This window comes from Geomicrobium sp. JCM 19055 (assembly GCF_000698185.1).
In the GTDB taxonomy this organism is placed as follows: Bacteria; Bacillota; Bacilli; order Bacillales; family Marinococcaceae; genus Geomicrobium_A; species Geomicrobium_A sediminis.
In genome coordinates this window covers 31,058-43,491 of record NZ_BAXL01000002.1, presented here as the reverse complement: position 1 = coordinate 43,491, position 12,434 = coordinate 31,058, and the positions used below count along the sequence as shown (strand labels likewise).

Sequence of the window (12,434 nt, the reverse complement as noted above, 5' to 3'; positions counted from 1 at the left end):
CGTAAACAACGCCGTCAACAGCTACATAAGCATCGTTCCATCTTGACCATCATATTCTTCAAGTTCTTCTAAAGTAAATACTTGGCCTTCATCTGTTGCAGCTTCTTCATCCGTTCCTTCTTCTTCGCCACCGCCACAAGCAGCAAGTAGCAACATTGAACTACTACCAAGAACCAATAATAATTTATTCATAGAAAGTCCACTCTCCTTAAAACTAATCATTACTTATGATTTCTCCACACACAATATAACATGTGTATTTCATCTTACATAGGCACTTCATAGTTTTGTCAGTTTTTATTCATAGAAAGTTTATATTTACAAGTGAACAAATGCATCCTTCCTTAAACATATGATCTACGCATCAGTTTTTAATTAAAATGCCAAAAAAAATAACCGCAATCTTTATTCCAGGATTGCGCCCTTTAGCCAAACAAGCTTACCTGATTAACTATATTTTCTTACTAATATATATCCAATAACCCAAACCAATGAATATATTAAGTGACATCAAAGTAGTAATACAAACTCTTAGTAACATATAATCCATAGGTGCCCACCCTGTTATAAAGATAATTAGAGCTAATCCTCCCATTAAAAATGTAAATAAGAAACTAAAGAGTTTATAGCCCAAATATTGAGCTCTTTCATCTTTACCTTCTTTTTTTCATAAGAATTATTAGTATTACAAAAGCAAACAAAGCAAATGCAGTTAATCCATTTGTAATGCTTATTAACGTTTCCATCATAATCTCTCCTCTGTAAATTTGGTGTATTGAAAAACATCATTTATTTCTACCCCAAAAACATCTGCTATTTCAAATGCTAGTGTTAAAGATGGGGTATATTTACCCTTCTCAATCGAAATTATTGTCTGTCTACTTACTCCTGCCCTTTCAGCTAAATCTTTTTGTGTCATTTTGAATTCAGCTCTTAAAACTGTAATTCGATTGGTTAAGTTCCCACCTTTTTCTCCCATTAATGTATTCATCTCCCCCAATAAGTAAAGTATTCTTTACTTATTGTAATTTATTTTTCACTTTATGTAAAGTTTGTTTTACATATATATACTTTAATACCTCCCCTGTCAGTGGTTTTAAAGTATTACTTTCTTCAATTAAATGTCCCTTCACAAAGATAAGCGCAATCCTTATTGCAGGATTGCGCCCGATTGTTCAAGAGTTTATTTTATGACCTCTCATCTTTATTCGTATACGATTGATCTCTCACAACTACAGTATCTGGCATAAAGCGCACAAATACATTTTCGTGATTTTGGGTGCTGAATCGAGTATCCCAAACCTCTTCATCCTCACCTAAATATTTCGTAAATAACTGTTTTGCCAAATCAGTGTTGAAAGACTCGATTGTCGCAGTTCCTCTAAATCCTGCATGCAAGACCTTCCCTGATGCAACATCAAAATCTACAATACCTATAGCACAGTTCTTGCTTTTTTTCTATCCTGGATGGAAATGTATCTTCCGGTGTTCCTATGATCCACAGACAGTTGTCTTGCCAAAGAAACCAGACTGGAGAATCACGGGCTCCCTCCTCTGAAGTAGTTGCAAGATGAGCAAACAAGGGTTTCTCTAAGAACGAATCTAGATCAAAGCTTCGCTTACCTCTTATGATTTTCATTAATATACCAATTCCTTTAATTTTAAAGTGTATTGCAAATTCCATCCATCGAAATATCAAAATCCTTTTACCATATTAATTTTACACTATATAAAAATTATGAGTAATTATCATAACCAGTCGTTGTTCAATTAAATGGCCCGATAATTGATGATCGGTGTTCTCAGAAAAAAACCTCGAATCGAACACTTTTCTAGTGTGTTAAAATTCGAGGCTTCTAATACTTTAGAGATCCTATAAGACGTTCCCATTTAATCTTCTAGGTCTAACTGCATTCCACTATTCATTTCGGCGAACCCGAATCACTTGTTGCAAGCTTTTGTAAATAAGAAACCAGTTTCTTGGCTTGTGCTCGGGACGATGATTCAAACTGAAAGGCGTCTTGTAACCAAAGCCCGTCACACGTTAGCTGTATGATCGATGCTAATTCAGGACTGGTCTCTTCTTGCATCTTCACGATCGTTTGCGCGTAGAACTCTTTCCATCCTTCATAGAACTGTTCCTCAGCTTGATAACCAGAAACTGTCATGAATGTCTTCATCTCCGCACTTTCTAAGCTCCGTAACGTTGCTTGTAAATAAGCCGTTGCAAAGGAATTGGACTTCTCTTCCTCCTCTTCAACGAGCGTTGTAAATAATGCTAGTACATAGTGGCTCCATCCTTTTAATAGGCGTTCTTTCGAAGGGAAACGATACAACAAGCCCCCTTTACTTACTCCTGCGCGTTCAGCTACTTTATCTAACGTAAATTGGTTAATTCCTAGTTCATTAATAACTCTTGTCGTTGCTTCAAAGATTCGTGTGTTTTTCTCTTCATTACGCATATGTCTCAAACCTTTCGGCTTTTCTTATGACTAGTGTAGCGCACAATAGTAGAACATCCAAAATGAACATTCTTACTAGAGATTAAATAAAACCGACTGGACGGTTTTATTTTTTTAGTATAGAATGTGAACTGTCATCACTTATAAAGGAGCGATCCAAACATGAACATAAATTGGTTGATGGTACTTGCAGCAGGTGTACTTGAAATCTTTTGGGTTTCTGGCCTTAACTATTCTTCAACATTCTGGCAATGGGCATTGACCGTTTTTGCCATCATCATAAGTTTCACACTCGTCATTTTAGCGACTCGCACTCTTCCAATCGGTACGGTGTACGCAGTCTTTGCAGGGATCGGTACTGCAGGTACAGTCGTTGTCGAGACGCTTTTTTTTCAATGAACCGTTTAGTTGGATGAAAGTCTTGTTAATCGGTACGCTCCTGCTTGGTGTTGTTGGATTGAAGTTATTAAGTAGCGATGTGAGGGAGGAAGAACCATGTACTGGACAGCTTTAATTGTTGCGGGGTTATTTGAAGTACTTGGTGTGATTAACTTGAAGAAAGTCGCCATGAAACAGTGGTCTGCCATCATTTATTTGGTAATCTTCTTCGGGATTAGCTTTTCTCTTCTTACGTATGCAATGAATGACATTTCAATGGGAACCGCGTACGGAGTTTGGACCGGGATTGGTACCGCAGGTTCAGCCGTGCTTGGTATGTATCTATTCGGAGAGTCAAAAGAAGTAAAACGGATCGTTTGTATTGCGCTTATTCTATGCTCTGCTGTTGGATTGAAACTCTTATCCTAAAAAGAAGTCGTTCGAAAATAATCGAACGACTTCTTTATTCTTCCACTTGTAGTTTTTGGACAGGCATTACGTGCATCCCCCTAGCAGTTACATGGGATTGAATCTCGTAAACACCTGCTTCTGCAAAAGTATGGGTACTACGATACATTCCACTACCATCATTTTCTGCTGGGAATAGTGCCCCTTCCGATTGACCTTCAAAGCGAATTTCAATCTCTACAGCTTGTGCATCTTCAACCGGATCATCTCCTTGTGTTACGAGCGTCTCAATTGTGATTTGTTCTCCGACCATTGCCTCTGAGATTGGCTGAATTTCCACGTCAATCGGTTCAGTAGACAGTGACAGTTCTTGCGTTTCTTCATTCGAACCACAACCACTTACCACTAATAAAACGACTAAGCTCATCCATCGTTTCAAAAGTTATCACCCTCTCCATATACACCTTAAACGAATTACTCGTCCAATTATTACTATCGTTCCTATTCTATGTTACTTAATAGTAAAGTAGACGAACACGTTTCACTACATCATCCACGTAGGGACAAATCGTCCCATGTACATTGAAATCCGTTCAAAATAACCGCTAAACAAAAGCACACCTAATACAATCATCATCCAACCACTTATCTTATGAATCGTAGGTAAATAGCGATTTAATCTCCCGACACGTTGAAGGATTGCGCAAAGAATAATGATATTGCAATAAATGGTATTCCAAGACCCATAGAATACAAGAACAACATACTTGTGCCGACCCAAAGTGTCCCACTATCTGCAGCCAATGCCAAAATTGATCCGAGAACAACGCCAACACAAGGTGTCCATCCTGCGCCGAACACCACACCAAAACCTATTGAGCCTGTAAAGCTTGAAATGGTTTTTGGTGGTTTTGCAATTCGCTTCTCTCTAAACAACACTGTGATCGGTAAAACACCTGACATGTGCAATCCGAACAAAATGACGACGATACCACCGAGTTGTTGCAAAGCTGTACCATATTGTGCAAACAACGAGCCTAATAGCGTAGAAGATGCCCCTAGCATAATAAACACAATTGTGAACCCTAATACAAACCCAATGCTGCGGAACAAAATGACTTTTTTTAGCTGCTTTAATAGCACCGTCCTTTACATTTTGTCCCGTTAATTGCGACAAGTATGCCGGTAACAACGGAAACACACACGGTGAAAAAAAATGACAACAAGCCCGCTAAAAACGCGACCCCTAATGAAACTTCATTCATTGCTATCCCCTACTTCGAATTCGACTTCTTTTAATGACGGTATAGATCACGATTCCAATCGCATAAATTGTGAAAAGTATAAGCATAGGTAAACAAATCCATAAACAGACCGACATAAAGTAATCGAAATATGTGCTATGTACTTGTTCTCCTTGGAACATCCACATCGACATTGCGAGGAAATGGATGCCTAAAAGCAACAAGAGTATGAAGATCACCCATTCTTTTCGCTTCATTCTTCAACCTCCTGTGCCTTTGGGAATGTTAGAGTAAAGCAAGTTCCTTCGTTGACGACACTAGTAACCGTAATCGTTCCAGACATTAATGTTGTTAGCTGCTTCGTAATCGCTAGTCCTAGCCCCGAACCCCCGAAGCTTCTCTTACGTGATTTCTCCGCACGGTAAAACCGTTCGAATACAAAAGGTAAATCTCCTTCAGCAATTCCGATTCCCGTATCAGTTACAATGACTTGGACTTGCCGATCTGATTCAGTTACTTCCACTTGAATAGAACCAGAATGAGTATAGCTAACAGCATTGTGAAGGAGATTGAGCATCATTTGGTTAAAGCGTACAGAATCTCCCAAAATCCAACTAGAGTTAGAAAAAGATGTAGTCACTGACAATTGTTTAGCTAAAGCTTCCCTTTCAATTCTCTCTACTGCTTGAGTAACAGCTAGATTCGGGTCTATTCTCTCCAACTTTAAAGAAAATTGAGCTGATTCCATCATTGATAATTCATGAAGATCATCAATTAATTGATGCATCCTTTCCGTTTCATCATCAAGAATAGTCAGCATTTTATCGTATTCTTCTTCAGTCTCATACATCTTTGTTTTCAAAGCATAGATATAGCCTTTCAAATAAGAAAGAGGTGTTCGCAACTCATGCGATATGTTGGCAAGAAACTCTTTCCGATTTGTTTGATACCGCGATAAATCTTCTGCCAAGTCATTTAATGACGTTGCTAAATTCCCTACTTCATCTGTACTTACTATAGGAACTCTTACATTCAATTCGCCTTTAGCCATTTGTCTTGAGACACGCTCCATCTCTTGCAATGGCTCAGAAAACTTTCTAGAGAGAATGAACGTAAAAGCAACCGCAAGTAATAATGCACCTATGCCCGAAAAAAATAAGAGCACTATTTAATTGTGTAAATGCTGAACCCATCATATTTGTAGGGGTAAGCACATAAACATTCATCGGTCCATCTACTGTGTCAAAGGATTGGGTAGCATAAAAATAATGTCGGTTTGTCTCTTTATCAGTAAACCATTGTTCTTCGGCTTGTCCTGAAATTACTTGAGAAAGGTTTATGTCACTCGTAGCATGTAACGTCTCTCCATGACGATTCAAAATTAGTACTTCTCTTGACGTATCTTCTCCAGTTACTGAAAGTAAAAGCTCTATTGAAGTGTTTTCAGACTGCTCAATATAGTTTCCATACATCAATGCCAATTCATTTGTCTCTTCCGTTAAATGTGCATAACTATAACTTTGAAAAATCTGAGCCATAACAAATCCTAGAGGAATGAATACAATGACAAATAGAGACAGAATTAATGCTCCTAATTTAAATGAAATGGAGTTCATGACTTAGCCCCAGGTTGCCTAAATCCATAACCTACCCCTCGAACCGTTTTTATGGGATCAAAAGAGAGAAGAGCTTGACTTAACTTGAGACGAATATTCTTAACGTGTGTATCAATGGTGCGTCGCTCATAATGCTCTTCATTGTTTCCTAGAAGGTTCATTAGTAGTTCCCTTGTATAGATTTGCGTCGTATTTCTAACGAACAACGTTAACAAATCAAATTCTTTTGAAGTCAGCTCAACCCGTTGTTGCTTCACCCAAACTTCTCTCGCTGATGGATAGATCATTAACTCATCATTGACTTTTAACGAGTGTGGGGAAGCAACATTACGATCCTACGTGTTAAAGCATTTACCCGCGCGATAAACTCTTCCGGAGCAAACGGTTTTGTAAGGTAATCATCAGCTCCTAAATTCAATCCTTTTACACGGTCTTCGATTTCTGCACGAGCGGTTAACATCATGATTTTGGTATTGTAACCTGCTTCGGCAACAAATGCACAAACATCGAAGCCGTCAAGGTCTGGCATCATAACATCAACGATTAATAAGTCAAAATCATTCATCTGTACTTTATCAATGGCCTCTAAGCCAGAAGAGGCTTGGTCAACATCATAGTTTCCATGCTTTAAATATAGGCTGATTAAGTCTCTCATTTGTTGTTCATCATCAACAATTAGAATCCTGGGCATCCTCAGACCTCTTCTCTTTCACATCATTGTTTTACGATACCGGACAATTGAACACCTTAACCGCCATCTTCATTAGGCGCAGGGTTGATTAGCTCCATAAAATCAATGACATTCTGTTCACTCATTCCACCAATGTACCGTTTAATGACTTCCCCTTGCTCATCGATTAGAAATGTTGCCGGTAATAAATTTACCCCATAGGCATTTAGTACATCACGGTTTTGGTCCAACAATATTGGAAAAGTTAATTGGTATCGATTTACAAAACGGTCAACGGTCACCTCATTTTCTCCTACATTGACCGCTAATATTTCTATATCTTCATCTTCATACAGTTGATATTGATTCTCCATGTAAGGCATTTCCTCTTCACATGGTGGACAATATGTCCCCCAAAAGTTAAGAAAAACGCCTTCCCCTCGATAATCGTCTAACTCTACCTTCTCACCGTCCATATTCATTAATGCAAAGTTAGGCGCTCGATCCCCGACTTCAACACGGTTCGTATCAGCTTGAATGAAATTCGTATAAAATACATACCCAATGCTTAGGGCAATGATTGATAGAATCGTTGTACGCATAATCAGCCGTCGCTGTTTTCGTTTCGCACGATCTGACAACTTGTTCACCCCTTTTTTTGTGACGCACATTAACCATAACTTCTATGTATTATAATCATCACTTACTATACAGGAGTATTGTGAATTTCTTATGGAGAAAGAGTGACCAGTTTGTCACAGCGACATGAACCGTCTAAATAGAGAAAGAACGGTAAATGACCGTTCTTTCTCTATTTCTTAACTTTTAATAACCGTAAACTGTTCAAGGTCACTAACAATGTTGCCCCCATATCTGCGAGTATGGCAATCCATAACGTTAACCAACCTGGGATCACTAATAATAATGCAATCGCTTTAAGCCCTAACGATAGTGCGATATTCTGCTTAATAATCGTCAGTGCCCTTCTACTTAATGAGACTGTATAAGGAATCTTATCTAAATCATCGCCCATCAATGCTACATCAGCCGTTTCAAGAGCTGTGTCTGTCCCCGCACTTCCCATCGCGAAACCTACATTCGATGCCGCCAACGCAGGCGCATCGTTGACACCGTCTCCAACCATCCCAACTCGTGTATACGACGTACGTAACTGCTGCACAGCTGTTAGCTTATCTTCTGGCATAAGCTCTGCCTTAACCTCATCTACTCCAAGCTCTTGACCGATTGCGCGTGCAGTAACTCGATGGTCACCAGTTAGCATGAACGTATGCTGAATCCCTAGCTCTTTCAAACGACTAAGAACATGAATGCTCTTCTCTCTCACTTGATCGGCGACAGCGAGCAATGCTAACGTCCTTTGACTATTACCGACAATCATAACAGTATTTCCTTTTTCTTGAAGCCATTCTATACGTTCAATTTCATCGTCTGCAATGCCTACATGTAGGTCTTCAAAAAGCTGGCGATTTCCAATCCAAATTTCTTCTCCGGCGATCTCTCCTCGAACACCTTTACCCGTCATTGCCTGAAAGTCATTTACTTCTAACTGTTTGTATGGCACTTGCTGCTCAGCTGCTTTTGCAAGAATGGCTCCAGCCAGTGGATGCTGAGACTTTGCTCAATTGCCGCAACCTTAGCTAACACATCACTGTCCGATTGATCCGTAAAGTTTTTAAAATCCGTTACTACCGGACGTCCATTCGTCAACGTTCCTGTCTTATCAAATGCAATGGCTTGTAATCTGCCAACTTCTTCAAGATATACTCCGCCTTTGATTAATACACCTTGTTTAGCGGCATTTCCGATTGCTGTAACAATCGCAACCGGTGTAGAGATGACAAGTGCACACGGACAACCAACGACTAGTACCGCTAACCCCTGATAAATCCACATCTCCCAACTCGCTCCGAGAATGAGTGGAGGAAATGTGGCGACGAGCAATGCAACGACCATGATTGCTGGTGTGTAATATTTCGCAAATCGATCAATGAAACTTTGTGAAGGTGCACGTTTTGCCTGCGCCTCTTCAACGAGGTGAATAATTTTGGCTAAAGTGGTATCTTTCACGACTTTTGAAACTTCAACTTCTAAGTAGCCTTCGGTATTTAACGTACCTGCATAAACCGCATCACCTTCTCGCTTCTCAACTGGAAGTGATTCTCCAGTGATCGCTGCTTGGTTAATTGAGGAATGTCCTTTAATGACATTGCCATCCATTGCTAACTTTTCACCTGGTTTCACTAACATTGTATCGCCAACAACAATGTCTTTAACATGTACGAGCATTTCTTCTTGATTCCGCCTAATGTATGCTTTTCGCGGTGCAATCCCCATTAATGAACGAATACTCTGACGAGCTTTGTCCATAGAGAATCGCTCTAACTGCTCACTAACAGCAAAAAGCAGGACAACAAGAGCACCTTCTGCCCACTCACCAATCAATGCAGCGCCAATAATCGCTACAGTCATTAATGTTTTCATATCAAAACGAAAATGAATTAAGTTCTTAAAACCAACTTTGAATAATGAATACCCACTAATTATGATGGCTAACAAAAAAAGAAAGAACGGAAGCCAGATGTTCTTCCCCAAAAGTCACAACGCTCCTTACACCAATCGTAAAGAAGAAGACCCCTAATAAAACATTCCAATAGTTCAGGATGAAAGAAGATGACTTCTTTGATTCTGGTAGTTCGTCATCTTCTCCACGCACTTTCAGACCTTCAAATGCACCTGCTTTTTCTAACTGTTGAATCGAAGCTTCGCCATAGACAGTAATCTTCGCTGCTGGAAAATTCACTTCTGCATCTTGTACAGTCTTGATCTGCTTTACGTTCTTTTCAAAAGTCCCAGCACAGCCTGCACACGAAAATCCTTCAACTCGATATACGTGCTTACGATTTTGATCCACCTTCATTCCCCCCACTATGTCTTGCAATCGTGTGTAAACGTTATTGACGCATCAGTAATTCCTACACAACAAATCATCCGTACTCACCATTCATTCAAACGTTCATTTGATTATTATATTATTACCACCGTTTGAATGTGTCAATCTGTTTTTAATTATTGTTTCAATCATTGGCAGTTTTTAATTATAAAAAAACACACGTAACATTACGTGTGTTGAATGCGTCCTATCTACTATTTTTCAGTAACATAACCATTAAGATCGTAATGATCAGAAACGCCACAAATGCTAAGAACGGTATCGTAATAAACCCAAACCAGTTAATGTATTGCATTGAGCATGGAACACCTTCAGAACATGGAGTAACAGGAGCAAAGTTCGGTACTTTTTGCATGAGGTAATGGTAAAAAGACAGACACGTTCCTAGTATGGATAAAGGCAATGTATACACATATATTTTTTGATCTTCTTTAAAAGAGGCAACGCCCAATAAGATTACAAATGGATACATGACGATTCTTTGATACCAACACATATCACATGGTACAAATCCTTTAATCTCACTAAAATACAAACTTCCTAACATTGCAACGACTGAAACAATCCATGCGATATAAATGAGTAAACTTGATGAACTTATCTTTTTCACCGACACGTTCCCCTTTTCATTTGTTGTACTTCCAAACGGTACACGCTTTACGTGTAGCTACCAAGGAGGAACGGTGACACCTTTTTGAACCATCATGCTCTGTTATAATCGCTTTCCGTTTTTCATAACAAAAAGACACCGTACGGTGTCTTTTGCATGAATTAGAGGTGCTTTTCTATTTCTTCTACAATCCTGTCATAATCAAACGGATCTTCAATCATTACGCCATTTATTACAATCGTAGGCGTAAGTTGAACATCGTGCTCATTCACAAGATTTATGTCATGATTTACCTCGTCTTCGTAGTTGCCTTCTCTAATATCAACTTCCAATTGCTCTACATCAATGGTTTGTTCTACGTCTTCAGAGGCAATTCTCAACAACTCTTCAATTGTTACCCATTCTTCATCGTGGTGAGCTGCCTCAGGTTGTGCATGATAAAGCGCTTCATGAAACTCCCAAAAGGCTTCTGGATGATTGTCCCATACAGACTCACTGGCATAGCTCGCAAGTATAGATTCAGCACCATGAAATGGAGTATTAATGAACGTTAAGTTCGCTAATCCCCCTTCAATATAATCTCCTTTTAATTGTTGAAAAACTGTTTCATCCCAGACTTTACATGCCGGACATTTATAATCGCCAAACTCGATAATTGAAACCGGTGCTTCCTCATCACCTAGATAGGGCTGGTCTGAGCGATCAATCTCATCTATGACTTGTTTTTCCTCTTCAGGCATCAAAAAAAAGAATGCTGCAATAACAGCAACCCCTATAGCTACCGTTGTGATCACTAAACGTTTCATGTTTGTCTCCCCTCATAACTTCTCAACCGTTTATAGCCCAATCTCTTGTAAGTCTGCAACCACATCTTCAATAGGTGTATTCAGACCATCATAAAGTCGAATAATTTCATGTTCATCCGTGATTAAGAAAAAGTTAACTCCGTGAATAATATTATTGCCTTCGGGGTCGTCACGCATTTCTTGACGGAAGCTTCCCTCTGAGAACGATTGGATCTCTTCATCATCGTATCCCGTCAGAAATGTCCAATAATCAGCGTTCACCCCGTACCTCGATGCATATTCGCGTAACACCTCAGGTTGGTCGTAGTTTGGATCAACTGTGAACGATACAAATGTAACATCGATGTCTTCTTCAAGAACTGCATCTTGAAGGTTCACCATATTCGGTGTCATCGTATTGCATACGGTCGGACAACGTGTAAAGATGAAATTCGCGATCCAATAGCCATCTTCTAAATCCTCAAGTCCGAAGCTCATTGTTGTGATCTATATATTCAAAAGGCTCCACTTCCCAGTTCGCTTCTTCTATATCGGTTATTCCTTCAACAGCTGTTGTATCTTGTTGCGTACACGCTGTTAAAACGATAAAACCGATCGTTACGCCTGCAGTCATTAAAACACTCTTCATTCATATCACCTCCACTAATCTTTCTATACGTTTCCACAAACAAGTTACCAAACGACGCCCAGTTTACCAAGGTTTAAAGGAGATCGTGTGAGTAAACATTGTCTAAACGATGACAATCTTTAACCAACACAAACAAGAAGGCACCTATTCGGTACCTTCTCTTATAAAAACCAAACCCTCTCGTTACTGCTCTTCTTGAGCATGTTGCATCGCAACAGAAATTAACGCTGTGACGTGTGGATCGTCTAACGAATAAAAGACGAGCTTACCTTCTTTGCGACTTTTAGCCAACCGTAAATTCCGAAGATGCCTTAAATGATGAGACGCCGTTGCATTAGTTGTACCAATAATATTGGCAACGTCACACACACACAATTCGTTTTCTTGTGTAAGTGTAAAGGCGATTTTCAGACGCGTCTGATCAGCTAGTGCTTTAAAAATATCTACAGCACTTAAAAAGGACTGCTTCTCTACAACCTTTGATATACGCTCAACCTTTTCTTCATCGTAACAAAATACATCACAAGTAGTCGGCTCTGTTACTCGTGCTTGCATCTTCCCACCTCCATCACAAACAAACGACTATTAGATTATTAGTGTATGGTGAACATAAGCTCATGTCAATTCATCATAACAAAAAG

The 12,434-nt window shown here is 39.3% G+C and carries 18 protein-coding genes and 2 pseudogenes; 2 read left to right on the top strand and 18 right to left on the bottom strand.

Annotated elements, in window-relative coordinates; all coding sequences use genetic code 11:
- Window positions 1-21: 21 nt before the first annotated feature.
- The 4 genes from JCM19055_RS28105 to JCM19055_RS22420 all read right to left on the bottom strand — a co-directional run bounded on the left by JCM19055_RS28105 (window position 22) and on the right by JCM19055_RS22420 (window position 2,462).
- Window positions 22-192: a hypothetical protein gene (locus tag JCM19055_RS28105; RefSeq protein ID WP_265181689.1), complete on the bottom strand. Its 171-nt coding sequence runs from the start codon at window positions 190-192 to the stop codon at window positions 22-24.
- 553 nt (window positions 193-745) lie between these two features.
- Window positions 746-991 carry a helix-turn-helix transcriptional regulator gene (locus JCM19055_RS02485; RefSeq protein WP_370542956.1) on the bottom strand — a complete coding sequence of 82 codons (246 nt, stop codon included), beginning with the start codon at window positions 989-991 and terminating at the stop codon, window positions 746-748.
- 197 nt (window positions 992-1,188) lie between these two features.
- Complete coding sequence (locus JCM19055_RS28100) at window positions 1,189-1,398, bottom strand: hypothetical protein (RefSeq protein WP_265181688.1); 210 nt, start codon at window positions 1,396-1,398, stop codon at window positions 1,189-1,191.
- 524 nt (window positions 1,399-1,922) lie between these two features.
- Entirely contained in the window at window positions 1,923-2,462 is a 540-nt protein-coding gene (locus tag JCM19055_RS22420; protein ID WP_052365814.1) for a TetR/AcrR family transcriptional regulator, read from the bottom strand.
- Window positions 2,463-2,624: 162 nt separating this feature from the next.
- On the opposite strand from JCM19055_RS22420, the pseudogene JCM19055_RS02470 reads away from it, so the two are divergent.
- Both JCM19055_RS02470 and JCM19055_RS02465 read left to right on the top strand, forming a co-directional pair.
- Window positions 2,625-2,976: pseudogene (locus tag JCM19055_RS02470) on the top strand (multidrug efflux SMR transporter).
- Window positions 2,958-3,269, top strand: a complete 312-nt coding sequence (locus tag JCM19055_RS02465) for a multidrug efflux SMR transporter (protein WP_042358371.1) — start codon at window positions 2,958-2,960, stop codon at window positions 3,267-3,269. The pseudogene JCM19055_RS02470 and the gene JCM19055_RS02465 overlap by 19 nt, the downstream one beginning before the upstream one ends.
- A 34-nt stretch (window positions 3,270-3,303) precedes the next feature.
- On the opposite strand, the gene JCM19055_RS02460 is transcribed toward JCM19055_RS02465, so the two are convergent.
- The 14 genes and pseudogenes from JCM19055_RS02460 to JCM19055_RS02400 form a co-directional block, all read right to left on the bottom strand.
- On the bottom strand, window positions 3,304-3,687 hold the full coding sequence (locus tag JCM19055_RS02460) for a FixH family protein (RefSeq protein WP_152549708.1): 384 nt from the start codon (window positions 3,685-3,687) through the stop codon (window positions 3,304-3,306).
- Between the two features lie 236 nt (window positions 3,688-3,923).
- Window positions 3,924-4,391, bottom strand: a complete 468-nt coding sequence (locus JCM19055_RS31080) for a cytochrome c biogenesis CcdA family protein (RefSeq protein WP_370542955.1) — start codon at window positions 4,389-4,391, stop codon at window positions 3,924-3,926.
- Window positions 4,392-4,515: 124 nt separating this feature from the next.
- Entirely contained in the window at window positions 4,516-4,749 is a 234-nt protein-coding gene (locus JCM19055_RS02450) for a hypothetical protein (RefSeq protein ID WP_042358369.1), read from the bottom strand.
- Window positions 4,746-5,657 (bottom strand): cell wall metabolism sensor histidine kinase WalK, encoded by a 912-nt coding sequence (locus JCM19055_RS02445; RefSeq protein WP_081833386.1) that lies wholly within the window; start codon window positions 5,655-5,657, stop codon window positions 4,746-4,748. Before JCM19055_RS02445 ends, JCM19055_RS02450 begins: the two co-directional genes overlap by 4 nt.
- Complete coding sequence (locus JCM19055_RS22415; protein WP_052365812.1) at window positions 5,590-6,108, bottom strand: hypothetical protein; 519 nt, start codon at window positions 6,106-6,108, stop codon at window positions 5,590-5,592. The genes JCM19055_RS02445 and JCM19055_RS22415 overlap by 68 nt, the downstream gene beginning before the upstream one ends.
- Complete coding sequence (locus tag JCM19055_RS28095; RefSeq protein ID WP_042358368.1) at window positions 6,105-6,395, bottom strand: winged helix-turn-helix domain-containing protein; 291 nt, start codon at window positions 6,393-6,395, stop codon at window positions 6,105-6,107. The genes JCM19055_RS22415 and JCM19055_RS28095 overlap by 4 nt, the downstream gene beginning before the upstream one ends.
- Window positions 6,396-6,412: 17 nt before the next feature.
- Window positions 6,413-6,799, bottom strand: coding sequence for a response regulator transcription factor (locus JCM19055_RS28090; protein ID WP_042358543.1), 387 nt, complete (start codon window positions 6,797-6,799; stop codon window positions 6,413-6,415).
- Between the two features lie 56 nt (window positions 6,800-6,855).
- Complete coding sequence (gene resA, locus JCM19055_RS02430) at window positions 6,856-7,419, bottom strand: thiol-disulfide oxidoreductase ResA (protein WP_265181687.1); 564 nt, start codon at window positions 7,417-7,419, stop codon at window positions 6,856-6,858.
- A gap of 170 nt (window positions 7,420-7,589) precedes the next feature.
- Window positions 7,590-9,716, bottom strand: a pseudogene (locus JCM19055_RS02425) (heavy metal translocating P-type ATPase).
- Window positions 9,717-9,936: 220 nt separating this feature from the next.
- Window positions 9,937-10,359 carry a disulfide oxidoreductase gene (locus JCM19055_RS02415; RefSeq protein ID WP_152549707.1) on the bottom strand — a complete coding sequence of 141 codons (423 nt, stop codon included), beginning with the start codon at window positions 10,357-10,359 and terminating at the stop codon, window positions 9,937-9,939.
- A 161-nt stretch (window positions 10,360-10,520) separates the two neighbouring features.
- Window positions 10,521-11,165 (bottom strand): thioredoxin domain-containing protein, encoded by a 645-nt coding sequence (locus JCM19055_RS02410; RefSeq protein WP_042358366.1) that lies wholly within the window; start codon window positions 11,163-11,165, stop codon window positions 10,521-10,523.
- A gap of 30 nt (window positions 11,166-11,195) precedes the next feature.
- Entirely contained in the window at window positions 11,196-11,642 is a 447-nt protein-coding gene (locus tag JCM19055_RS02405; protein WP_052365811.1) for an SCO family protein, read from the bottom strand.
- Window positions 11,626-11,793 carry a hypothetical protein gene (locus JCM19055_RS26920; RefSeq protein ID WP_193745268.1) on the bottom strand — a complete coding sequence of 56 codons (168 nt, stop codon included), beginning with the start codon at window positions 11,791-11,793 and terminating at the stop codon, window positions 11,626-11,628. The genes JCM19055_RS02405 and JCM19055_RS26920 overlap by 17 nt, the downstream gene beginning before the upstream one ends.
- A gap of 183 nt (window positions 11,794-11,976) precedes the next feature.
- Window positions 11,977-12,348 (bottom strand): metalloregulator ArsR/SmtB family transcription factor, encoded by a 372-nt coding sequence (locus JCM19055_RS02400; RefSeq protein WP_042358365.1) that lies wholly within the window; start codon window positions 12,346-12,348, stop codon window positions 11,977-11,979.
- Between the last annotated feature and the right edge of the window lie 86 nt (window positions 12,349-12,434).